General features: G+C 38.5%; 20 protein-coding genes, 13 tRNA genes and 1 rRNA gene. 4 read left to right on the top strand and 30 right to left on the bottom strand.

The window, feature by feature from the left end; translation table 11 throughout:
- The 15 genes from D612_RS18045 to D612_RS0107240 form a co-directional block, all read right to left on the bottom strand.
- Positions 1–1,504, bottom strand: a 16S ribosomal RNA gene (locus D612_RS18045); the annotation flags it as partial.
- Between the two features lie 264 nt (positions 1,505–1,768).
- A tRNA-Ile gene (locus D612_RS0107305) sits at positions 1,769–1,845 on the bottom strand.
- 19 nt (positions 1,846–1,864) lie between these two features.
- Positions 1,865–1,938, bottom strand: a tRNA-Gly gene (locus tag D612_RS0107300).
- Positions 1,939–1,954: 16 nt separating this feature from the next.
- Positions 1,955–2,031, bottom strand: a tRNA-Pro gene (locus tag D612_RS0107295).
- 20 nt (positions 2,032–2,051) lie between these two features.
- Positions 2,052–2,128 (bottom strand) — tRNA-Arg (locus D612_RS0107290).
- 75 nt (positions 2,129–2,203) lie between these two features.
- Positions 2,204–2,289: transfer RNA gene (locus tag D612_RS0107285), tRNA-Leu, on the bottom strand.
- A gap of 84 nt (positions 2,290–2,373) precedes the next feature.
- Positions 2,374–2,457 (bottom strand) — tRNA-Leu (locus D612_RS0107280).
- Positions 2,458–2,460: 3 nt separating this feature from the next.
- Positions 2,461–2,536 (bottom strand) — tRNA-Lys (locus D612_RS0107275).
- Positions 2,537–2,570: 34 nt separating this feature from the next.
- Positions 2,571–2,645 (bottom strand) — tRNA-Gln (locus D612_RS0107270).
- Between the two features lie 95 nt (positions 2,646–2,740).
- A tRNA-Asp gene (locus D612_RS0107265) sits at positions 2,741–2,816 on the bottom strand.
- 65 nt (positions 2,817–2,881) lie between these two features.
- Positions 2,882–2,957 (bottom strand) — tRNA-Val (locus D612_RS0107260).
- Positions 2,958–3,022: 65 nt separating this feature from the next.
- Positions 3,023–3,097, bottom strand: a tRNA-Glu gene (locus D612_RS0107255).
- A gap of 4 nt (positions 3,098–3,101) precedes the next feature.
- Positions 3,102–3,192, bottom strand: a tRNA-Ser gene (locus tag D612_RS0107250).
- A 3-nt stretch (positions 3,193–3,195) separates the two neighbouring features.
- Positions 3,196–3,270 (bottom strand) — tRNA-Asn (locus D612_RS0107245).
- A 124-nt stretch (positions 3,271–3,394) separates the two neighbouring features.
- Positions 3,395–3,865: a SprT family protein gene (locus tag D612_RS0107240; protein ID WP_017754821.1), complete on the bottom strand. Its 471-nt coding sequence runs from the start codon at positions 3,863–3,865 to the stop codon at positions 3,395–3,397.
- 179 nt (positions 3,866–4,044) lie between these two features.
- Between D612_RS0107240 and cmpA the strand changes: the two genes are divergently transcribed.
- Entirely contained in the window at positions 4,045–4,158 is a 114-nt protein-coding gene (cmpA, locus tag D612_RS19240; RefSeq protein ID WP_017754820.1) for a cortex morphogenetic protein CmpA, read from the top strand.
- Positions 4,159–4,174: 16 nt separating this feature from the next.
- Here cmpA and D612_RS0107230 read toward each other — a convergent pair whose 3' ends face one another.
- From D612_RS0107230 to acpS, 10 genes are all read right to left on the bottom strand, one after another.
- On the bottom strand, positions 4,175–6,340 hold the full coding sequence (locus D612_RS0107230; RefSeq protein ID WP_017754819.1) for a Tex family protein: 2,166 nt from the start codon (positions 6,338–6,340) through the stop codon (positions 4,175–4,177).
- A 247-nt stretch (positions 6,341–6,587) separates the two neighbouring features.
- Positions 6,588–7,382: an RNA polymerase sigma factor SigB gene (gene sigB / locus D612_RS0107225; RefSeq protein WP_017754818.1), complete on the bottom strand. Its 795-nt coding sequence runs from the start codon at positions 7,380–7,382 to the stop codon at positions 6,588–6,590.
- Positions 7,348–7,842 carry an anti-sigma B factor RsbW gene (rsbW, locus tag D612_RS0107220; protein WP_017754817.1) on the bottom strand — a complete coding sequence of 165 codons (495 nt, stop codon included), beginning with the start codon at positions 7,840–7,842 and terminating at the stop codon, positions 7,348–7,350. The genes sigB and rsbW overlap by 35 nt, the downstream gene beginning before the upstream one ends.
- Positions 7,842–8,177 carry an STAS domain-containing protein gene (locus D612_RS0107215; RefSeq protein ID WP_017754816.1) on the bottom strand — a complete coding sequence of 112 codons (336 nt, stop codon included), beginning with the start codon at positions 8,175–8,177 and terminating at the stop codon, positions 7,842–7,844. The genes rsbW and D612_RS0107215 overlap by 1 nt, the downstream gene beginning before the upstream one ends.
- Before the next feature lie 216 nt (positions 8,178–8,393).
- Positions 8,394–8,744, bottom strand: coding sequence for a type II toxin-antitoxin system PemK/MazF family toxin (locus D612_RS0107210; RefSeq protein ID WP_017754815.1), 351 nt, complete (start codon positions 8,742–8,744; stop codon positions 8,394–8,396).
- A gap of 4 nt (positions 8,745–8,748) precedes the next feature.
- A complete protein-coding gene (locus tag D612_RS0107205; RefSeq protein WP_026092430.1) occupies positions 8,749–9,030 on the bottom strand; it encodes a CopG family ribbon-helix-helix protein in 282 nt (93 codons plus the stop codon).
- 219 nt (positions 9,031–9,249) lie between these two features.
- Positions 9,250–10,377: an alanine racemase gene (alr, locus tag D612_RS0107200; RefSeq protein WP_017754813.1), complete on the bottom strand. Its 1,128-nt coding sequence runs from the start codon at positions 10,375–10,377 to the stop codon at positions 9,250–9,252.
- A gap of 252 nt (positions 10,378–10,629) precedes the next feature.
- Positions 10,630–11,637 (bottom strand): LolA family protein, encoded by a 1,008-nt coding sequence (locus D612_RS0107195; protein ID WP_017754812.1) that lies wholly within the window; start codon positions 11,635–11,637, stop codon positions 10,630–10,632.
- A gap of 51 nt (positions 11,638–11,688) precedes the next feature.
- Positions 11,689–13,200, bottom strand: a complete 1,512-nt coding sequence (locus D612_RS0107190; RefSeq protein WP_017754811.1) for a bifunctional ADP-dependent NAD(P)H-hydrate dehydratase/NAD(P)H-hydrate epimerase — start codon at positions 13,198–13,200, stop codon at positions 11,689–11,691.
- 119 nt (positions 13,201–13,319) lie between these two features.
- Positions 13,320–13,688, bottom strand: a complete 369-nt coding sequence (acpS, locus tag D612_RS0107185) for a holo-ACP synthase (RefSeq protein ID WP_017754810.1) — start codon at positions 13,686–13,688, stop codon at positions 13,320–13,322.
- 158 nt (positions 13,689–13,846) lie between these two features.
- Between acpS and D612_RS0107180 the strand changes: the two genes are divergently transcribed.
- Entirely contained in the window at positions 13,847–14,443 is a 597-nt protein-coding gene (locus D612_RS0107180; RefSeq protein ID WP_017754809.1) for a rhomboid family intramembrane serine protease, read from the top strand.
- Positions 14,444–14,525: 82 nt separating this feature from the next.
- Here the strand turns inward: D612_RS0107180 and D612_RS0107175 are convergent, their stop codons facing one another.
- The 4 genes from D612_RS0107175 to D612_RS0107155 all read right to left on the bottom strand — a co-directional run bounded on the left by D612_RS0107175 (position 14,526) and on the right by D612_RS0107155 (position 19,357).
- Positions 14,526–16,805: a hypothetical protein gene (locus tag D612_RS0107175; protein WP_017754808.1), complete on the bottom strand. Its 2,280-nt coding sequence runs from the start codon at positions 16,803–16,805 to the stop codon at positions 14,526–14,528.
- Positions 16,802–17,125, bottom strand: a complete 324-nt coding sequence (locus D612_RS0107170) for a hypothetical protein (protein WP_017754807.1) — start codon at positions 17,123–17,125, stop codon at positions 16,802–16,804. The genes D612_RS0107175 and D612_RS0107170 overlap by 4 nt, the downstream gene beginning before the upstream one ends.
- The gene (locus tag D612_RS0107165; protein WP_017754806.1) at positions 17,115–17,681 is read right to left on the bottom strand and encodes a sigma-70 family RNA polymerase sigma factor; all 567 of its coding nucleotides are present in this window, start codon (positions 17,679–17,681) and stop codon (positions 17,115–17,117) included. The genes D612_RS0107170 and D612_RS0107165 overlap by 11 nt, the downstream gene beginning before the upstream one ends.
- A 158-nt stretch (positions 17,682–17,839) precedes the next feature.
- On the bottom strand, positions 17,840–19,357 hold the full coding sequence (locus D612_RS0107155; RefSeq protein ID WP_017754805.1) for a DEAD/DEAH box helicase: 1,518 nt from the start codon (positions 19,355–19,357) through the stop codon (positions 17,840–17,842).
- Between the two features lie 163 nt (positions 19,358–19,520).
- Here D612_RS0107155 and D612_RS0107150 point away from each other — a divergent pair, with 163 nt between their 5' ends.
- Positions 19,521–20,432, top strand: coding sequence for a DMT family transporter (locus D612_RS0107150; protein ID WP_034726146.1), 912 nt, complete (start codon positions 19,521–19,523; stop codon positions 20,430–20,432).
- Between the two features lie 141 nt (positions 20,433–20,573).
- A complete protein-coding gene (locus D612_RS0107145) occupies positions 20,574–21,428 on the top strand; it encodes a DegV family protein (RefSeq protein ID WP_017754803.1) in 855 nt (284 codons plus the stop codon).
- Between the two features lie 126 nt (positions 21,429–21,554).
- Here D612_RS0107145 and D612_RS0107140 read toward each other — a convergent pair whose 3' ends face one another.
- The gene (locus D612_RS0107140) at positions 21,555–22,985 is read right to left on the bottom strand and encodes an extracellular solute-binding protein (RefSeq protein ID WP_017754802.1); all 1,431 of its coding nucleotides are present in this window, start codon (positions 22,983–22,985) and stop codon (positions 21,555–21,557) included.
- Positions 22,986–23,191: the final 206 nt, after the last annotated feature.

Here is a 23,191-nt window from a genome sequence, read left to right as displayed (position 1 = left end):
GACTTCACCCCAATCATCTGTCCCACCTTAGGCGGCTAGCTCCTTACGGTTACTCCACCGACTTCGGGTGTTACAAACTCTCGTGGTGTGACGGGCGGTGTGTACAAGGCCCGGGAACGTATTCACCGCGGCATGCTGATCCGCGATTACTAGCGATTCCGGCTTCATGTAGGCGAGTTGCAGCCTACAATCCGAACTGAGAATGGCTTTATGGGATTCGCTCCACCTCGCGGTCTTGCTTCCCTTTGTACCATCCATTGTAGCACGTGTGTAGCCCAGGTCATAAGGGGCATGATGATTTGACGTCATCCCCACCTTCCTCCGGTTTGTCACCGGCAGTCTCCTTAGAGTGCCCAACTCAATGCTGGCAACTAAGGACAAGGGTTGCGCTCGTTGCGGGACTTAACCCAACATCTCACGACACGAGCTGACGACAACCATGCACCACCTGTCTTCCTGTCCCCCGAAGGGGATCCCTCTATCTCTAGAGCTTTCAGGAGATGTCAAGACCTGGTAAGGTTCTTCGCGTTGCTTCGAATTAAACCACATGCTCCACCGCTTGTGCGGGCCCCCGTCAATTCCTTTGAGTTTCAGTCTTGCGACCGTACTCCCCAGGCGGAGTGCTTAATGCGTTAGCTGCAGCACTGAAGGGCGGAAACCCTCCAACACTTAGCACTCATCGTTTACGGCGTGGACTACCAGGGTATCTAATCCTGTTCGCTCCCCACGCTTTCGCGCCTCAGCGTCAGTTACAGACCAGAGAGTCGCCTTCGCCACTGGTGTTCCTCCACATCTCTACGCATTTCACCGCTACACGTGGAATTCCACTCTCCTCTTCTGCACTCAAGTTCCCCAGTTTCCAATGACCCTCCCCGGTTGAGCCGGGGGCTTTCACATCAGACTTAAAGAACCGCCTGCGCGCGCTTTACGCCCAATAATTCCGGACAACGCTTGCCACCTACGTATTACCGCGGCTGCTGGCACGTAGTTAGCCGTGGCTTTCTCGTTAGGTACCGTCACGGTAAAAGCAGTTACTCTTCTACCTGTTCTTCCCTAACAACAGAGCTTTACGATCCGAAAACCTTCTTCGCTCACGCGGCGTTGCTCCGTCAGACTTTCGTCCATTGCGGAAGATTCCCTACTGCTGCCTCCCGTAGGAGTCTGGGCCGTGTCTCAGTCCCAGTGTGGCCGATCACCCTCTCAGGTCGGCTACGCATCGTCGCCTTGGGGAGCCGTTACCTCTCCAACTAGCTAATGCGCCGCGGGCCCATCTGTAAGTGATAGCCGAAACCATCTTTTATTATCTCACCATGTGATGCGATAAGTTATCCGGTATTAGCTCCGGTTTCCCGAAGTTATCCCAGTCTTACAGGCAGGTTGCCCACGTGTTACTCACCCGTCCGCCGCTAAAGTCAAGAAGCAAGCTTCTTGACTTCCGCTCGACTTGCATGTATTAGGCACGCCGCCAGCGTTCGTCCTGAGCCAGGATCAAACTCTCCGAAAAGTGTTTGACGCACATGAATGTGCTACCATCGGCGTTGTCACAGGACGTGACGATCTTAGCCGATGATTCTTAACTCTTATTCATACTGACTTGGTTGTTGAACCTTCGTTCAACTTCTTTTGCACGCTTGACATTTTGTTTAGTTTTCAAAGAACATCTGACCTTCTCAAAAGCAAAAATGTTACGATGTCGCTTATCTCCAGCGACAAAACCAATCATATCATTTTGTTTCGTGGAAGTCAATAACTATTTTTCCTAAAATTATGGTGGGCCTGAATGGACTTGAACCATCGACCTCACGCTTATCAGGCGTGCGCTCTAACCAGCTGAGCTACAGGCCCGTAAAACACACAAAAAAAATGGAGCGGGTGATGGGAATCGAACCCACGACATCAGCTTGGAAGGCTGAAGTTTTACCATTAAACTACACCCGCTTAATATTAAATTCGATGGTCGGGAAGACAGGATTCGAACCTGCGACCCCATGGTCCCAAACCATGTGCTCTACCAAGCTGAGCTACTTCCCGAGATAATAATTAACTTATAATGGCGCGCCCGACAGGAGTCGAACCCATAACCTTCTGATCCGTAGTCAGACGCTCTATCCAATTGAGCTACGGGCGCACTTGTAATTAAAGCGACTTAATTAATATATCACGCTTATTTCGTTTTATCAAGTGCAAATTTGTTGCCAATATTTGGTGCGGCCGAGAGGACTTGAACCTCCACGGGGTTGCCCCCACTAGGCCCTCAACCTAGCGCGTCTGCCATTCCGCCACGACCGCGGTAATCGCTATAAAGAAAACAAAAGACACTGCAATAACAACAGCGACTTAATCTATATTACTATTAATTTTATTAAAAGTCAATGGTGCGGGTGGAGGGACTTGAACCCCCACGCCATAGGCGCTAGATCCTAAGTCTAGTGCGTCTGCCAATTCCGCCACACCCGCAAATGGTGAGCCATGCAGGATTCGAACCTGCGACCCTTTGATTAAAAGTCAAATGCTCTACCTACTGAGCTAATGGCTCATACTTAAATTGTATATCATTTCATACAAAACAATGGCTGGGCTAGCTGGATTCGAACCAGCGCATGACGGAGTCAAAGTCCGTTGCCTTACCGCTTGGCTATAGCCCATTGATTCAACATCATGTTATTCAACATCCTAAATCAAGGATACTAACTAAATGACCTTTTAGTAACAAGATTAGCTTCAATATAATAAGTAATAATGGCGGTTCCGACGGGGATCGAACCCGCGATCTCCTGCGTGACAGGCAGGCATGTTAACCACTACACCACGGAACCATTTGATCTATAATATATCTAATCTACATTATAAAGTTACAATCATGGAAAACTTAACTATAGGATGGTGGAGGATGACGGGATCGAACCGCCGACCCCCTGCTTGTAAGGCAGGTGCTCTCCCAGCTGAGCTAATCCTCCATTTTAAATTGACCACATTGACCACAAAAACTGTTTACCAAACTCTATCCTGAACTTAAAACAAATGGTGACCCGTACGGGATTCGAACCCGTGTTACCGCCGTGAAAGGGCGGTGTCTTAACCGCTTGACCAACGGGCCATACTGGCGGAGAAGGAGGGATTTGAACCCTCGCGCCGGTTACCCGACCTACACCCTTAGCAGGGGCGCCTCTTCAGCCACTTGAGTACTTCTCCTCTTGGCTCCACAGGCAGGATTCGAACCTGCGACCGATCGGTTAACAGCCGATAGCTCTACCACTGAGCTACTGTGGAACGTTAAGTGACAACGTTTAATATCTTATACGAACCTCAGGGAGTTGTCAAGAAAAAATTAGACTCTCACATTCATCAACAATTCCTACGGCTTATATAATATATCATATCCAATTTTTCAGCGTCAACTACCTTTAATTTCTTGTTTTAAGATAAGTTCTCCTCTACATTTTCCACAAGCATATCGTGAAATATCCATCCTTTTTTTTCTTTTATACTCCTGCTTGCAAGTGCTACATTGATAAATATATTTGTAACTTTGCTTCACACGTTTAACAGTCGTAAGAGGCTTACAAAATCTAGGGGCTCCCACTTTTTTCATTAAGCATTTGAAATCCCTATCTCCATGTTTGTAACCTCTTCCTTTAATATGAAGATGATAATGGCATAATTCATGCTTAATAATTTCAATTACAGCATCTACTCCTTGTTCTTTTAAATATTTTGGATTAATCTCTATATCATGCGTCTTTAATAAGTATCTTCCACCTGTTGTCCTTAGCTTATTATTAAATCGCACTTCATGTCTAAATACCTCTCCAAATAAATCAATCGAGATTTTTTCACAAAGAATCTGCAATTCCTTTTGTTCCATAATAAAATCTCCAGCATCGTTTTTTGCTATTTTACCATAAAAGGACACTTTTTACTTTATTACTATTGCACATAACACATAAACAATGCATACACTATGTAATACCTTATACAAAGTGTTAATAATTGTTCAATAGACTGAAATCTGCTTAATTGAACATTTTTAAAGGAGGAAGCGTTATGCCCCGTTGGTTAATTAACCAATTAAAGCAAGCCTATCATGATAAAAATCGCTATCAAATTAAACTCCTCAATCAATGCTGGTTTTTTTATAGAAAAAAGCACTGCTCGTAAGCAGTGCTTTCAAACTTTATTGTGGTGGTAGCATCGTTAAAGCAACACGGCCTTTATTTTGATCAACATCCTCCACCCATACTGTTACAACATCACCAACAGAAACAATGTCCATTGGATGCTTTACAAAACGCTTACTTAGTTTAGAGATGTGAACTAATCCATCCTGTTTAACGCCAATATCAATAAACGCACCAAAGTCTACTACATTTCGAACCGTACCTTCTAATTCCATTCCCTTTTGAAGATCTTCTAGCTTTAGAATATCCTTTTTTAATAACGGTTTTGAAACTTCATCTCGGGGATCTCGTTCCGGTCGAACAAGCGCATCAATTATATCCTTCAATGTCGGTATACCGATGCCTATTTCAGTTGAAATTCCCGTAATATCAAGATTAGCCAATGAGTTTTTCAACTTTTCAGACCCCAAATCTTCTTCTGTACAACTAACTTTTTCAAGCAATTGCATAGTTACCTCATAGCTTTCTGGATGAATAGAGGTACGGTCTAAAGGTTGTACTCCGTCAATGATTCTTAAAAACCCGATACATTGTTCATACGTTTTTGCTCCAAGCCTTGGAATACCTTTTAATTGCTTTCTTGACGTAAACTTTCCTTCTTCTTCTCTTTTTTTGACTATATTTGCAGCAACAGCTTTACTTAGACCAGAGACATATTGTAACAAAGACACTGAAGCGGTATTTACGTTAACCCCTACTTGGTTTACAACGGTTTCCACAACAAATGTTAATGAATCAGTTAATTTTTTTTGTGAAACATCGTGCTGATATTGCCCTACTCCGATCGATTTAGGATCTATCTTTACTAACTCTGCCAATGGATCTTGTAGCCTTCTTGCAATGGATACCGCACTTCTTTCTTCAACCTGAAAATCCGGAAATTCTTCTCGCGCTAAATCCGAAGCGGAGTAAACACTCGCACCTGCTTCATTTACAATCAAATAGTAAATTTCACCTTCGACTTCCTTTAAGACATCAGCTATGAACTGCTCAGTTTCACGAGATGCAGTCCCATTACCAATCGCTATAATTTCAATTGGAAAATCCTTCAAAAGGGCATCAATTTTTTGTTTGGCTTCTTCAGGCTTTGCCTTTGGTGGGTGCGGGTAAATGACACCAATTGTAAGAACCTTCCCTGTTTCATCAACTACGGCAAGCTTGCAACCTGTTCGATAAGCAGGGTCTACTCCTAAAACCATTTTCCCTTTTAACGGTGGCTGTAAAAGCAGATTTCGTAAATTTTCTGAAAAAATTAGAATGGCTTGATCCTCCGCTTTTTCCGTTAACGAATTACGTATTTCTCTTTCTATTGATGGTTGTATTAGGCGTTTATAAGAGTCCTCAATCGAAACCTCTACTTGTTCTTTAGCAACAGTTTCCTTTCCGCCAATTACCTTTTCATTTAAAAAGTAAACAATATTTTCTAACGGTGACTCAATCGCCACTCGCAATACTTCTTCTCTTTCACCACGATTAAGAGCTAAAACACGATGCGGTACTACCTTGCCGATCGGCTCTTCATAATCGTAATACATTTCATATACGTTCTTTTCATCTTTTTCTTCATCCTTTAAAACTGCTTTTAGCCTACCTTTTTTAAACGTTTCCTCGCGAATCCATTCACGGAATTCAGCTGAATCCGAAATATATTCCGCAATTATGTCCCTAGCCCCCTGCAAAACGTCTTCCACTGATAATAACCCGTTTTCTTCATTTAGAAATTCCTGGGCTTTTTCAAAAACGTCCCCTTCTATAGGCAAGGCATAAAGCCACTCCGCTAACGGCTCAAGACCCTTCTCTTTCGCAATGGTTGCCTTTGTTCTTCTTTTCTGTTTATAAGGACGATATAAATCCTCTACCTTTTGGAGTTTGTCCGCTGCTTCTATGTCACGCTTTAATTCGTCTGTTAATTTCCCTTGCTCCTCAATTAAACGAATTACTTCTTCTTTCCGCTTTTCAAGGTTTTGTGCATATTCCCATTTTTCCATAATAGCTCGAATTTGAACTTCATCTAGACCATTCGTACGTTCCTTACGATATCGAGCAATAAACGGAACCGTGTTTCCCTCTTCAATTAAAGTTATAACACTATGTATTTGTTTTGTGTGAATGTTTAATTCTTTGGCGATGCCTTTAATAATTATTTCATTATTTGTACTCACTTGTTTGGCCACCTATCTTTTATAAAATATTCTATCGTCTATTTTATCAAAAATTACAGGTAATAACGAAATAATTAAAAGAGACTGTCTATCTGCTATCAAATATAGCAGTCGATACCCTTCCTATTCTAAAACCTCATAAAGCTAAGATTTTATAGTATAAAAAAAGAGCTTATAATAGCCCCTTTTGTTCGCATCTCTTACTGTTTCTATTATCCGCGTAATCTCGATCCCAAAAATCACTATGCTAGCTTATATTTTCCGCATCATCATGTTGCCCCAATTTGACTACTTCCCTAAGCTTTTTAAGGGCGCGCCTTTGCAATCGTGATACGTGCATTTGGGAAATCCCAATTATTTCTCCCGTTTCTTTTTGGCTTAAGTTATTAAAATATGTATAATTAATGATTTGCCGTTCCCGCTCTGTTAAAATGCTAAATATTTTTTCAATTAATAATGTATGGTCAACCTCTTGAAATCCATTATCGTGAATCCCAATTAAATCCAATAAAGTAACTATTTTCCCGTCATAGTCACCTTCAACTTTTGCTTCAATCGAAAGGGCACGATAGCTTCTAGTCATTTCCATTGTTTCTAATATCTCTTCCTCTGTTACGTCCAAATATTTTGCTAATTCTTCTACTTTAGGAGACCGCTCCAGTTCATTCGTTAAAAAATCTATAGCTTTAGTCAATTTCGGACCAAGTTCTTTAATACGTCTAGGTACCTGTACACTCCATGTTTTATCTCGTATATACCTCTTTATTTCACCGATAATTGTAGGAATCGCAAATGATTCAAAGTTTTTCCCAAGACTTTCATCATACCTCCGAATCGCTGCTAATAGTCCTAGCATACCAACCTGAAAAAAATCCTCATGAATAGCTTTTCCTTTTGAAAATTTTCTAGCTAACGACTCCACTAAGGACTGATAATGCTCTACAAGATTGTGTTGAGCATGTTCATCTGATGTTTCTTGAAAAGCCTTTATCCATTCATAAACAATATTATTTTGTTTCGGAGGTTGAGAATGTGTTGTCACTATGTCCCACCTCATCTCTTACTAGGTGCTTTATCATAGAGATTACAACCCCACCGGTATCATTGTCGATAGATACTTTATCCATTAAAGCTTCAATCAAGAAAAGTCCTACCCCACCTTCACGTAACTCCTCAACTGATGACAAATTATTAAAAGGCTTTGTTTTCATACTATTAGTGTTATTGTGACCTTCAAAACCTTTCCCATGATCAGTTACGATGATTTCTAACCGGTCTTTAAAAATCGCAAATCCAATTGTTACATCTTTTCCTTTATTGTCATCATAAGCATGATGGACTGCATTCGTTACTGCCTCGGATAATGCTACCTTTAAATCTTCGATGTCTTCATATGAAAATCCCATGCGATTTGCTATTCCGGAAATAGTTAGCCTAATTACACTAATATAGTCTGGTTTTGCCGGGATTTTCATCTCAATGAAGTCAATGGGTTCATTCATTATTTTTCACCTCTTACTCCGCACTCGGCTTCGATGTTAATAACCTCTGAAAGACCCGTTATATGAAATAACCGCTCTACTTGAGTAGTTAAACCTTGCAATTTCAAGCTACTCCTAAATTTATATGATGATTTAAGAGCACCAATAAATACCCCTAATCCTGTACTATCCATATAACGAACTCCAGATAAATTTACAATTACATTCGCATTTTCTTTTTCTACTAACGGAATAATTGCTTCACGGAGCTTCGGAGCAGTATATGCATCAACTTCACCACTTAATTTTAATAGATGAGTATTATCCAAAAGCTCAATATTAATTTCAAGATTCACTTCCTAACCTCCACTCTTTTGTTCTTATTCCGTTTAGAGTAACCATTCCCTCTAAACTGACTTAATAAACATCTCACTTTAATACGGAATAATGTAAAGGATACTTGTATTATTCCATTTTTATAATATTCTTTCAATTATTTGTGATTATAAAGACAAAATAAAAAGGCTACCTCACAATTGAAGTAACCTATATTTTGGAAAAATTATTCTTTTTTAAAAATCAATAAGACCTATACTAATTTGTAGAGCATCGTCCACCTTGCTCATCATCGTGTCATCAAGATGTGTAATCTTATCTGTAAGTCGTTGTTTATCTATTGTTCGAATCTGCTCTAACAAAATAACAGAGTCACGTTCAAATCCATACTTTTTCGCATCAATTTCCACATGAGTGGGTAGTTTCGCTTTTTGAATTTGTGCTGTGATCGCTGCAACAATAACCGTGGGACTAAATCTGTTCCCAATATCATTTTGGATGACAAGTACTGGGCGAACGCCACCTTGTTCAGAGCCGACAACGGGTGAAAGGTCAGCAAAATAAACGTCGCCTCGTTTAACATTCAAATCATTACACCCCGCTTACTAAGCGCTCTAGGGTGTTGTCCGCTTCAGCTTCAGCTAAAAAGGCCTCTGAAGCAATATTTAAATTAATTTTTGCCATCTCCATGTAACCACGTCTCATAGATTCGCGAATTTGTCGTTTTTTCCGCTCTCTGAGGTAAGCTTTCGTTGCTTGATAAATAAATTCGTTACGATTACTTTCTTCTTGCTTAAGAAAACCATCAACTTCATTAATTAGAGCCTCAGGTAAACGAATTAAAATCTCTTGTGTACTGTCAGACACAAATATACACCTCCGCCGTCAACTACACACCATAATAAACAAACTGATTTTTTCCACATTAATAATACCATTCAGAAAGATGTAATGCAAAGTGAAAATTTATTATGACAATAATTAGTATTAGAAAAATACAAGTTTCCCACCGATTATATCCGTAGTAAATGTTCTTTCTGACAAAGCTATCTACCAAAACTTTTACATTCTTATTATTATAAAAATTTTATCCTAATTGGTAATAAATATTCGAGGAACCCTTGAAGTAATGGTACAAGGAATCTCATAATTAATGGTTCCTAACAACTTCGCAATCTCATCAATATGAATTCGTTCATCGCCTTGTTTACCTATCAGTGTAACTTCAGTTCCAATTGGTACTTTTTTGGGTAAGCGAATCATCATCTGATCCATACAAATACGGCCTACTATCGGGCATCTGTCACCATTAACAAGTACATTAGCAGAATTTAACTTACGTATCCATCCATCAGCATATCCAATTGGGACTGTTCCTATCCATTCAAATTCTTTTGCCTCATATGTTCCACCGTAACTTACTTTTTCACCAGGTTCAATTTGCTTTACATGAACGATTTTACTTTTTAATGAAAAAGCCTCCTTTAAAGGAAAAGGAAGTTTATTCTTCATTTCCAATGAAGGGGTCAATCCATACATCGAAATTCCAAACCTTACTGCATTAAAAACCTTATCTGGAAATCGTAATCCTGTTGCACTATTTGCACAATGAATTGTTTCTGCATCCACATTTTTTCTCTTTATCCAATTGATCATTGTTAGAAAACGGCTGTACTGTTCATAGAAATAAGAAAGGTCTACTTCATCAGCCGTAGCAAAGTGTGTAAAAATTCCTGTCATTTTAAATTGTGGATTCTCACGTACAAAATCAATAATTTCGTCTAATTCTGACTTTTCCTTCACACCGATTCTGCCCATACCAGTATCTAGCTTTAAATGAAATTGAACTGTATCACCACTACGTAAATACTGCTTTGCTCTATGCAACCAATCGAGTTGAAAAACTGGAATGATGATATGATTACTAATTACAACTTGGACATCATCAGGGCAAACCCAGCCTAACACCAAAATTGGTGCTTCGATACCATGATCCCTTAATTCAAGCGCTTCATCTAATAAAGCGACCGCTAACATTGCAGCACCAGCGTTCAATGCTGTCCTAGCTACTTCAACAGCGCCATGACCATAACCGTTTGCTTTCACAACGGCAATTATTGCTGTATGATCTGGGAGGTGTTTTTCCATATTTTCAATATTTTCTTTTATACAATTCAGATCTATCTCGACCCAAGTATCACGATAAAACGGCGCAACCAACTGTTTTTCCTCCCAATAGCCTTTTTGTGCAACTCCAACTATTTTTTTCTGTAAAGCTATTCAATAAATATATGTCGATTATTTAACTAATCATTCTATTTGTCAATGAGATTCCGTAGTATTTTCATATTGATATGAGATTATAAAAGGTCCACAAAATTATTCTACTCTAACAAAACATTGATAAAAATAAAGGCCCAGAAATCCATCTGAGCCAAAATTCCAAATATTATATGAACACTACTTAAATTATTACTTCACCGCTTGGCCTTGAACGGATCTAGCGATTTCCGTCATTTCTCCTTGAGTTAAATCCTTAGAAGCAAGATAGTAATCGACGCCGTCATAAGACCAGGATATTGAATTTTCTGTAAGGGCACCAACAGTGAATCCTAAATCAACAGGCTCTCCATCAACAAAAATTGGTTTATTTGCAGGTAAAACTGAAGACATTTCCTCAAATAGAGTGAATGATTTTTCCCCAGCATACGTTAAAACAATTCGCTCTCCGTTTTCAAGAGCTACTTTCTTTTCTTCAACTAACTCCATTCCAGGAGTGTATTCTGGGTAGAGTACCATTAGCTTTTGGCCGGAAGGCTGTGCCATTGTTGGCGTATCCATTTCTGCACCTGTTTTATTTTTCTCTAAATCAAAAGCATCCTTATCAAATGGTGAATCAAATTCAAATCCAGTGAAATCTACCTGTACAAGCGGCTGCATGTCTTGATCCATCACCTTTACCATTTTTGGTGATAAATCTTTTTTGTTAAGCGTAATTTCTTGTACCGGGAGTGTTTTATTATTTTGATAGTTCGTCTTTGTTTCAAAAACAAACTCTGTTTCTGTAGCTGTAAATTTTGCTTCGTCATCGTTTAAAATATCACTCACCAGCGATTCATATAGATAAGCCTGACTACTATTTTGCGGCCAATCACTTTGGAAACGGAAGCTCTTATTTAAAGCAGGTGTTAGCACAAAAACACCCTCATCATTACGTAAAATCATCTGGCTTTGTTCTTTATTATCACTCTTTAAATAAACACGATACAAATCTGGCTTGTTATGCCAAATATCAATATTATATTCTTGCGGCTGGTTACCTGTTTGTAAAGTTAGTGTTGCATTTGCCTTATAACCAGTCATTTCTTCAAGCTTGTTATCAAGTGCTTTTTTAACATCCTCCTGACTTTTTTCTCCACATGCTGACAACCCTAAGATTAGTAACAGTCCTAAAATAAGTATTGTAAAGCTTTTCTTCATCTCCTCAACCCCTTTGTCTCATTTCGGACAAAGAAGGGAACCTAGATAAGCTTAAAAAAATGTACGAAATACAGATGGTAGCGCCCCAATCACATCAGATGCCAATACATCAAGCATCGTATGGTTTTGCTCCACTAACACATCAGCCGCTTTTCCATGGACAAAAACAGCATTGCTAATCGCTTCCTGAATTGATGGATGATTCATTACAAATGCCAAAATGATTCCAGTAAGGACGTCTCCCGAACCGCCTTTGGCTAATGCGGCATTTCCAGTTACGTTTACATACTGTGCTCCTGTAGGCGTTGTTACAATGGAGCAGGGGCCTTTTAATACAAGGTAAACACCGTATTGGATCGCAAACTCGCGCGATAGTTCAAATCGATTTTGATCAACCTCATTAGCCGAACAACCTAGTAACTGGGCCATTTCACCAGTGTGCGGCGTTAAAATCGTTGGATATGTCCGATGTTTTAGTTTTTCCTTAATCAAAGCAAGATGGTATAAGCCATCTGCATCTACAATTAATGGAACCTGCAATGTTTCTAGTAAAGAAGAAAGAAGTGTTTCGCCACCTTTCTCCCTTCCAATCCCCGGACCAAATGCTATAGCATTGTACATAGAAAGATCCGTATTGATTTCTCCTTGGAATTGACCATTTTTTGCAGGACAAGGTATAAACATCGCTTCAACAATTTGGCTAGCCACAATCGAATGAATTGTATCTGGAATCGCTACCGTTATTAGACCGCCACCAGCTGTGAGTGCAGCCTTTGTAGTCATGATTGGCGCTCCGGTCATCTCTTGTGAACCACCAATTACTAATCCTTTCCCATGCATACCTTTATGAGCTGTTGGAGATCGATGTGGTAACGTTCGTTCCACATCTTTGCTCAACCAACTTTTTCGATCATATTGTAGGACTTTGTTGGTGGCTTTTGGAGGAATTCCAATTGAAACTACCTCAATATTCCCATAAAAGTTTCGAGCTGGATACGTATACGCACTTTGCTTCGGATGCTGCAGAGTAATTGTTGTTGTTGCCTGAAAAGCTAGTTTAGTTGGATGCCTTCCATCCGCAGATATTCCACTAGGAATATCCACAGAAATTTTCGTAATATCGAGTTTATTACATTCGGAAATGATTTCACGATACGGTGATCTTAACTCACCCTTAAACCCGATTCCTAGCATCGCATCAAAGATAACTTGATATTTTTTCAAGCAACTAAAATCTCTTAATGACATCACGTCAAATCCTGATTTGCGATAGACTTTAAAGTGAAACAGTGCATCACCTTTTAAACAATCCTCCTCTACCAGCAAATATGCATCAACGCTAAATCCGAGACTCTTCAAAATACGAGCAATTACAATTCCATCTCCCCCGTTATTGCCGGAACCAATTAAAATTGCTAGTTTGCTTTTCCTATCCAAAAAATCCAAAGCCTTGTTCACAATAGCTTGGCCGGCATTCTCCATTAACAGCACACCTGGAAGCCCAATTTCATCCATCGTAAAGCGGTCAATTCCGTACATTTCATTTGCAGTTACAATTTGCAAAGTGTTCCCTCCTAACCGCACTAAAAATATATGTGACAAAGTATCACAATATGCAGACTAGCATGACAAGCAATCCAAAAGATTTTCAAGTAATCTTATAATAACATTAGATTGTCTACCTACTTTTTCTCAATAATCACCTGAGCAACAGCATATTCTTTTGAGTGCGTGATCGTTAGATGCACCATTTCCTCTAGATTATCATGAGCAGATTTGAAACCTATGTTGGGTTTTCCAAGCTTGTCTGGTAATATTTCAAGATCAAGAAAGCTTAACTGTTTACCGAAACCAGTTCCTCTCGCTTTCGCAAACGCCTCTTTAGCCGCGAAACGCCCAGCCAAAAATTCTGATTGACGCCGGTTTGCTAGTTTTTCATATATTTCTAATTCTTTTCTTGTTAAAATCCGATTTGGGAAGTGCGGCTGCCTGACTAAAATAGTATGTATTCTATTTATTTCAACAATATCTATGCCAATACCTTTTATCATTTTAGGTTGTCCTTTCTTTGGTTTCTTTCAAATGCGGCAGGAAGCTAGGCGCGTTCTGTTTCTAATTACAAATAGTGAAACATATCAGTAATACTATGCAATTAATCAATAGTATAATAAATTTAAGTATAAAATAAGTATAACAAAGGAGAGGCTTAATGTTTATCCGGACTGAGAATTTTCGCACGTTTGTCCATTCTTATCCTATCGTTACTACAATAGTTGTTCTGCATTTACTTTTATGGTTCATTATTTCATATGTGCCTGGGGGTATACTCTTATTAGAACTTGGCATTGGATCAAATTTCGACGTTTCTAATGGAGAATACTGGAGGATTATTACTTCGATTTTTTTACATGGCGGCTTTGGGCATATGCTGTTTAATTCATTTTCATTAGTTTTGTTCGGTCCTGCTTTAGAGATCATGTTAGGCAAAGTAAAGTTCATACTAATTTATTTAATTGGTGGAATAATTGCTAATATCGGGACTTATATTGTTGAATCAGCAAATTATCTCCATCTTGGATCTTCAAGTGCCATTTTTGCTTTATTTGGCATTTATCTTTATATGGTTATTTACCGTAAAGATTTAATAGACCGCATGAATTCTCAAGTAATCATTTCTATATTAGTAATTGGCTTCGCTATGACTATTTTCAAATCTAACGTTAATATTTCCGCCCATATTTTCGGCTTAATCGGTGGAGCTGCACTGGCTCCAATCATGTTAAAAAATGCATCCCGCTATTACTAGCAGGATGCATTTTCTATTTGGTGCCAGGGCGGTGTCCATAGAGGTGTCCATAGAGGTTCCTGACCCCTCCATTATATGGTTATTATCTCACCGTCAACAACGCATGAATTAATGTTTCTATTGGTGGCGAAACCTTTTGTTTTTCTAGTTGCTGTGTCATTTCCTGTTCGTCAGCAAAAAAGTAAAGCTCTAGGGCCTCGTTTATATCGAGCTTTTGTACATCACTGAGATTCTTTACGATCGATACCCAATCCGGGCTATCGTAATCTCGTTGCGGGTACTGTTCAGCAACACGTAATGCATTTCCAATAGTTGAATTTAAATACAGTTCTATTGCAATTAAATTTCCAACAAAGCGACGGCTCGGGTCGTTTTCCAAAACCTCATACAAAAGCTGTTGTGCCTTTTTCAAGTCGCCTTGCCTCATTCGCGCTGTCGCATGGATCGATTTGACATAACTAGATATATCATCCTCTATAATGCGTTCATACTCATGAAACCATCGTTCATATTGATCCCAATTCCTTCTTTCATAATAGTAAAATACTAATGTAGAAACCGAATTCTCTGTAGGACGCTTTTCGGCTAGCGCAATTAAGTATGGTAACGCATCTTCGGAAAACTGACTACGGTAATCACCATTTTCCCCCTCATCCTCAAACCCTATTAAACGGGCCACCATTCGTAAGCTATGAATATCATTTGGATCAGCTGCGACGGCTTGTTTATAGAATTCAAGCGCTTCTACTATTTTATGATCAAGTAGGAGTCGATCTGCATCGGTTAACGTACGTTCTTTTAAATAAAACACTGGTATCTTTCCCATCGATTGCTTATTTAGTCGATAACCATTGCTTTTCGTAATCATATTCCCGTCTCTATCAAACGCTTCAACGTACCATGAAAATTCTCCTTCAGGATTAGCAAAGGCTAGTAAGCTCTCAGGTTGAACGGTTTCAAGTGCGGAACCGTCACCGGAAAAAGATACTCCAGATTGTTTATCGTACAACTCTTCCAAAAGAATCGTCATTTCATTTTCTTTTACATTTGATTTAATTGGCGAGCACGTAACGCCGCCATCAAATTCAAGACATAAATTTAAATTATAATAGTCTGCTTGCTCGACTTTTTCCCATTTAAACTTAATTTCGTCAGCTCGGATTTCTTGATGATTTACCGGTGAATCAATCGTAATGAGTGGATTAAAATCAATATTATATGTTATTGTTTCCCCATCCTCTACATCAATCCAATCATCTAAAGGAATTGACCATGCCCAACCGTCCACTTGTTCAAACCGTAATCCAAGGTGAATTTGATAGCTCCCAGGAATCACACCATTAAACCGGTAAAAACCATCTTCGTCTGTAACAGTCTGAAATCTTTCATCATCACTGACACTCATATTAACGTACGATTCTTCTCGTAAAAATACACCCACATTTGCCATCGGCGTTCCATCAGACCTCATAATACTGCCCTCAACTGTAGTTAACGAGTCATACCCCAACTTCTGCGCCCTTTCAAGTTGATTGCGAATCGCAAATAACTCTCTCGCAAATCGGGATTGCTCAAAACCAAATTCCTCTATAGGCTGCTGTCCTTCTTTGGCTTCCAAATCTCGGTATTTTTGATTTTCCTCGTCCCATAGTTTTTTGAGCGCCTCAATATCAGTCGTCACTTTTTCTAAAGCCTTATCAAATTCTCCCATGTATAAAAGCTTTTCCGTTTCTAATAGAGCAACCATTGTTGGAAGGTTTTGATTGATGCCGTCAATTTCCTCAGCTAACTGTTGTATAAGTGCTTCTGCTTTTGCTAAATTTCGGGTGTCAAAAGCAAGCTCAATTCTTTTAAAAGACAATTCATTTGTAATATAATCCTTTTTGGCGGTCTGTGCTCTTTGCACTGTATCCGCTAGTATTTGATCAGCTCTTTCATAATCACCCTCGCGTTGAAAATAAGCAGCTAATTGCTCCGCTGCCGAACGCATGTAGCCATCAATAGGACCCACCTTTATATATTCCATTAAATACGGGATCGTTTCCTCTTCTGTAAAAAAATTACGCTCAGCTACTGGTGTCCACGACGACATTGAAGGACCAACATACACATCGAAGCGATGAGCTAAAGCCCCGTCGAGCATATATTTTTGGACAAGCTCCCATCTCTCATTTGCTGAGATTTTCTGATGAAGAAGCTTATCTATCTGTTTTTTTGCTTTAGTTATGTTACCCGTTTCAATATTTGCTTCAATCGAATTCATTTCAATTTTAGGTTGTATATAATGAGAAAACACTGGCAACAAAGCAAATACTAAGATTAGTGTGTAAATTAGGTGCTTCACTTTTATTCGAACCGTCATCTTCTCAGCTCCTCTTCCACTAGGTCATTCCAATATATATTTCCAGCAATTTTCACAAGCTGGCGTTGTTGAGAGATAACCTGCTTTTGAGAATTCAAGCTACCCAGTTCGTCCGTCAAAGCACTCCCCATGACAATGACAATAATTGCACCTACAGGGACTAGAGGAATCGTGATTTCTTTATTCCACCAATACTTAATTTTCTGGAGAAATGTCCGTGGATGTGAACGTTCTAAAACATTATTCTCGTTTGAAAAATGAATATGCCTCAGCTCATTGTCGAGCTGTTTCTTTATTTCAGATATTTCCTTATTCAACATCATTCATCCCCCCTTCTTCAAGCATGATTTTAAGCTTACTTCGTCCACGTCGAAGTCTCGTTTTTATAGTATTCTCTTTCTCTTTTAAAAGCGCAGCAATCTCCTCAATTGACAGTTGATTAAAATAAAATAAGGTAATCACTTCTCGATACATATAGTCTAATTGTTGGATTGATTTATATAATTGTTGATTTCTACTAAACTTTAATATAAGAACTTCTGGAATCTCCTCATCTTGTAAATTTGTATGGCTAAGTTCCTTTTCAATTTCGTTTTGATTAAATTTAAGTAAGACATTTTTCCAACTCCATCTTCGCATTCTTGCCCGACACTGATTAATCGCAATTTTCGCAAGCCAACTCTTTATCTTTAAGCTATCATGGAGCTGGTTTATTTTCCTATATGCAACTATAAATGTATCTTGCACCGCTTCTTCAGCCACTTGCATATCCTTTACAAGTAAGTATGATGTCCGCAGGAGATAGTCTCCGTATTCATTCATTAATTCGATCAGTGCTTGTTCATCCTTGTTCTTTAATCGCTCGATTACGTCCACTATCTCCCCTCCTTCATATTAATAGATGCATTTACCCAAAAAAAAGTTTCATTAGGTGCCAGGGCGGTGTCCATAGAGGTGTCCATAGAGGCGCCTGACCCCTCCATTATATGTAAAAACTGCTAGCCGAAAAGGCTAGCAGTTGATATTGTAATCAATTAGTCATTTTTACTGTGGCTGTATGCTTTTTTCCGTCCGCTACTATGGGAACCTGATCCTGCTCCGCGAGGATTTGTATTACGGGAACGTCCACTACGATGGAAGCCACTCTTCCCTCTATTATCTCCTCGACCTCTATTATCTCCACGTCCTCTACTATCACGTGAACGATTCTTTTCGCGTCCTCGTTCTTTAACAACGACTGGCGCTTCAGCTGTTAATTGAACCGGAGTTGTGTCAGGTTCTTTTGTTAATAATTTTAAAGCCGCTGCAACAACTGTGACTGAATCATGCTCATCTAATAAATTCTCAGCCATTTGCTTATAAAATGAAATATTTTCATTTTCAATCGTATATAATATCTTATCAATCGTAATTTGTTTTTGACCTTCTAACGCATCATCCATAGATGGTATTGGCTTGCGAGACATACTTTTCTTAGTAGTTCGCTCAATATTTTTCAACTGTCCAATTTCTCTTGGTGTAACAAACGTATAGGCTAAACCAGTTTTACCAGCCCGGCCCGTTCTGCCGATGCGATGAACATAGCTTTCCGGATCTTGCGGAATGTCAAAATTATACACATGTGTAACTCCTGAAATATCTAAACCGCGTGCAGCAACATCGGTTGCAACAAGTACCTCAATCGCTCCATTCTTAAATTTCTTCAAAACAGAGCTACGTTTTGCCTGTGTTAGATCACCATGAATACCCTCTGCCGCATAACCTCTTGTATTCAAAGCTTCGCTTAACTCATCAACTCTGCGCTTTGTACGCCCAAAAACAATTGCAAGCTCAGGCGATTCCATATCTAACAGTCGTGTTAGGACATCAAATTTCTTTTTCTCTTGCATCTCAATATAGTATTGTTCGATGTTTGGAACCGTCATTTCTTTTGCTTTTGTCTTAATTAATACTGGTTCAGACATGAATTTTTCGGCAATCTTCCGAATCGGTTCAGGCATTGTAGCTGAGAATAAAAGGGTTTGTCGCTGTTCAGGAACTTCTTTTAGAATTGATTCAATATCTTCAATAAATCCCATATTTAGCATTTCATCAGCTTCGTCCAATACGACAATTTCAATTGCTTGCAGGCGTACTGTTTTACGATTAATATGGTCAATTAATCGACCTGGCGTTCCAACAATAATCTGCGGTCGATTCTTTAATGCACGTATTTGCCGAGCAATATCCTGACCACCATAAATCGGCAACGCTTTTACTCCCTTAAATTGCCCTATCTTATTAAGCTCTTCAGCAACCTGAATTGCTAATTCTCGAGTTGGCGCAACTACAATCCCTTGAATGTTTGGCTTATTTGTACTGATTTTCTCGATCATTGGAATTCCAAAGGCAGCTGTTTTACCAGTTCCCGTTTGCGCTTGTCCAATTAAATCTTTTCCTGTTAATGTTACTGGAATGGTTTCAGCTTGAATCGGTGTCGCTTCTTCAAACCCCATTGCCTGAATAGATTTTAATAATTTTTCACTTATTCCTAATTCTTGAAACATTGTCAATTTCGTTCATACTCCCTAAATAGTCTACTTTTTGGCATATTTACCAATCATATCATAAGTTTCCTGGTATTTCAACCAACAAAAATATTAACTCCTTAATTACTGCTTATGATAAAATATCAACAATCACAAATAACCTTTCCACCACTGAAACGAGGGGATTATGTTGCAACCAAAAATCAATCCTTATTTTGCATTAATAATTGGGGCAATAGCTGTTTCAACATCGGCAATTTTTGTAAAACTTTCTAGTGCACCAGCTGCCATTATTGCTACATACAGATTAGTATTTACTGTATTTTTAATGACACCATTATTTATGACAAAATATTTTAGAGAGCTAAAAGATATTCACAAGAAGGAGTGGCTTTTCTCAATTATTTCCGGAATCCTTCTCGCCCTCCACTTTATTTTTTGGTTTGAATCTCTAAATTATACATCCGTTGCAAGTTCTGTTGTTTTAGTTTCTCTGCAGCCTATTTTTGCCTTTATTGGTACATATGTCTTTTTTAAAGAAAGAATTAGTTTAGGAGCAATAATAAGTGGAATAATAGCAATTATAGGAAGTATTATTATCAGTTGGGGAGACTTTAAAATAAGTGGGATAGCTCTTTGGGGAGATTTTTTAGCATTAACCGCAGCAATATGGGTGACAGCATATTTTTTGTTTGGTCAAACCGTACGAAAACGTCTATCCTTAATGACCTATACATTTGTTGTTTATAGCATTAGTTCTGTTACATTAATTATTTATGATCTTATCCAAGGTTACTCATTTTTCTCTTATCCTCCCAAGGACTGGTTATTATTTTTGTTATTAGCGATAATTCCTACCCTGCTTGGCCACACATTGTTCAATTGGGCAATTCGCTGGTTAAGCACTTCGGTTATCTCCATGAGTATACTATTCGAACCAGTTGGGGCGTCCATTTTGGCATATTTTATTCTCAAAGAAACAATAACTTTCACGCAATTAGTTGGTGGATTAATCGTACTATTCGGGTTGTTCTTATTTATTTGGCTAAGTAATTCACATGCAAAAAATGAAAAGAAACTTAAATATAATGAACAATAACCTAATTATAATGTTGGGTATTATTTCCAAAAAACCAACTAATATAAGAAAATTTACAAAAATCGTCGAAAAAAGTATGTAATACCGCGAAACAATGGTAGAATTGAATGAAATAATTTAATGAGCATAGAAGGTGATACCATGACAATCAAAATTATTACAGATGGCGCTTCCGATTTACCATTATCGTATATCGAGGATAATGATATAAAGGTTGTTCCGTTAAATGTAAGCTTCGGTGAGCAAACTTATAAAACAGGAATTGAAATAGATAATAAAACTTTTTATCAAATGATGCGTGAAGCTGAAGAACTACCTAAATCGTCCTGTCCTTCTCCGTATGAGTTTCTTGAAGCTTATAAGGATGTTCCCGAGACTGAGGATATTATTGTTTTTTGCTTGTCAAAAAGCTTAAGTGGCACGTATGAAAGTGCCTTAATTGCTAAAGACATGCTCCTTGAAGAGCAACCTACTCGTAAAATTGAAGTTTTGAATACAAAGACAGGTTCCTGCGGACAAATCCTTCATATTGATGAGGCAATAAAACTTATTAAATCAGGAGCAAGTTTTGACGAAGTCGTTGATAACGAAAAAAAATTAATAGATAATACGAATACATTCATTTTATTAGAAACGCTGGAAAACGTTATTAAGGGTGGGCGATTAAGTAAAACAAAAGCGGCCATTGCTAACGCACTAAATATTAAACTTATCCTTGGGGTTAGTAAGGAAGGCGCCATAGAAGTCCGTGAAAAAGCTCGTGGTGATAAAAAAGTATTGCGTCGTTTTATCGAGCAAATTGGAGAATATGGGAAGGACCTTGAACAGAAGGTCTTAACGATGACCCATAGCAACTGCGAGGAAAAGGCATTAAAAATCCTTAATGAGATTAAAGACAAATATAAATTCAAGGAAACAATTTTATCTGAGATGGGTCCATTAATTGGAACCTATGCGGGTGAAGGCGGTATCGTTATAGCCTTTAAAGCAATGTAGATGAACAACGGAAAATAAATCGAACGACCTTGAATGAACGATATACTAAAAGGTTGGCCAAAAATCGTGGTCAACCTTTTTTTACTATTTAAAGCAACGTGTGAACTTTATATAAATTTGGTTACGTTATTGCTGCTGTTCGGAGCGGATCTTTTCTAACTTTTCCAGCCATTTCCCATAATATTCTTTTTGTTGTTGACGGCCATATTTATTTGTTATGTCCTGCCATTCTTCAGCTGTTTGCCTTAAAGCTTCTTCGGGTGTAAGCTTTTGGATAAGCGCTAAACCTACGTTTCGATCTAAGCTTTGCATATATTCCCAACTACCCGGAATGATTAAATCTGTATTTGTATTCAGTAAGCTTTTTTGAACTGTTGTCAAAAAATGTTTATAATCCTGTTCAGTCGGGAATGGTCCGTTCTCATCGACTGTAAAGTGGCTATATCGAAACGGATCAGTACCTGTTTCATAAGAGGTTGTACCACGTTTACTCACATCTTTGGACGTAATATATTCAATTATTTGCCATGCCTTTTCGGGGTCAGCTGCTTCATTTGAGATAGCCAATACCCTTCCTAACCAGACACCCCCTCGAGGAGCGTTAGGTAATCCACCAGGTACTAAGTCCCAATCTACCTTTCCAGACACCTTTGATCCCCATGATTTTTCATCATAAGAAAAGCGCCCTGTATCACTCCATTGTATAATCATGGCCACCTTCCCTTGAAGAAAAACATTATTCAAATCTGTCCAATCAAACATTGATTTAGGCGGAACCCCACTACCATTATTTAATACTACTAAATCATTTAAAGCTTTTAATCCTATACTTGATTCAATAAGCGGATTCATTTCTTCATCAAAATAAGATCCGCCCATCGATAAAAAGCGTGAGCAAAACCAAATATACCTCATGCCGTCACCGTTTAGCGTGGCTGTACCATGAATATCAATTTTTCCGTCTAAATCTGTATCTCGAGTTAAAAACTTTGCTATTCGGTCATACTCCGACCAATTTTGCGGCGGAGTCAAATCCACGCCATATAATTGCTTGTATTCGTCATTATACCTTTGAAAAATATCTTTTCGATAAAATAATAAATGCGAATCACCATCATACACCATTCCATAATAATGATCGTCAAAACTCATAAACATATTTCGGTAAATCGGTAAAATATCACTATCTATCGGTTCGGAAATATAAGGATCTAACGGTGCAATTAAACCGCGTTCTACGTAGAGTGGTATTTTCACTGGAAAAAGGATATAAATATCGTACTTTTCATTCGTATTAAATAAATAATCCTCTAAGTTTTCTGTAATTCGTTCTGGATAATGATAGGAAAGCCTGACCCCAAATCTTCTTAGGATTTCATCTTCCTCCATTTTGAGTAGCTCCATCGTATTAGGTCCATCACCTATAATTGAAATTGTTGGAGTACTTTCATTATTGTCAACCTCTTCACCAACTTGTTTAGTTGTGTCTATTAATCCACAACTTATGATCAAAGATAGCAATAATAATAAAAATCCAATTGAAATAAACCTTCTCATGAATTCACCTGCTCCCGCTATCATTATATAATTAATTATATACTATAAAATTTAAAGTTCGGCATTAAAATATTTGCAATATTATTACTATTAATTTCAAACCTTAAAACTATTATTCTGCTTTGCAATACCAGTTTCTCATTGCAAAAATTTAAGTGATGCAAACTACAATAGTTTGCATCACTTTTGATTTGAGATTAATTGTT

The organism is Calidifontibacillus oryziterrae (assembly GCF_000331575.1).
GTDB classification, from domain to species: Bacteria; Bacillota; Bacilli; order Bacillales; family Bacillaceae_J; genus Calidifontibacillus_A; species Calidifontibacillus_A oryziterrae.
Note: the sequence above shows the minus strand (reverse complement) of the source record. Positions and strands in the feature narration are given on the sequence as shown.

Coding starts and splice junctions, on each gene's coding strand:
- D612_RS0107240 (WP_017754821.1), bottom strand. CDS start 3,865: ATGGAACAAAAGGAATTGCAGATTCTTTGTGAAAAAATCTCGATTGAT.
- cmpA (WP_017754820.1), top strand. CDS start 4,045: ATGCCCCGTTGGTTAATTAACCAATTAAAGCAAGCCTATCATGATAAA.
- rsbW (WP_017754817.1), bottom strand. CDS start 7,842: ATGAATGAACCCATTGACTTCATTGAGATGAAAATCCCGGCAAAACCA.
- D612_RS0107195 (WP_017754812.1), bottom strand. CDS start 11,637: ATGAAGAAAAGCTTTACAATACTTATTTTAGGACTGTTACTAATCTTA.
- acpS (WP_017754810.1), bottom strand. CDS start 13,688: ATGATAAAAGGTATTGGCATAGATATTGTTGAAATAAATAGAATACAT.
- D612_RS0107180 (WP_017754809.1), top strand. CDS start 13,847: ATGTTTATCCGGACTGAGAATTTTCGCACGTTTGTCCATTCTTATCCT.
- D612_RS0107175 (WP_017754808.1), bottom strand. CDS start 16,805: ATGACGGTTCGAATAAAAGTGAAGCACCTAATTTACACACTAATCTTA.
- D612_RS0107170 (WP_017754807.1), bottom strand. CDS start 17,125: ATGTTGAATAAGGAAATATCTGAAATAAAGAAACAGCTCGACAATGAG.
- D612_RS0107150 (WP_034726146.1), top strand. CDS start 19,521: ATGTTGCAACCAAAAATCAATCCTTATTTTGCATTAATAATTGGGGCA.
- D612_RS0107145 (WP_017754803.1), top strand. CDS start 20,574: ATGACAATCAAAATTATTACAGATGGCGCTTCCGATTTACCATTATCG.
- D612_RS0107140 (WP_017754802.1), bottom strand. CDS start 22,985: ATGAGAAGGTTTATTTCAATTGGATTTTTATTATTATTGCTATCTTTG.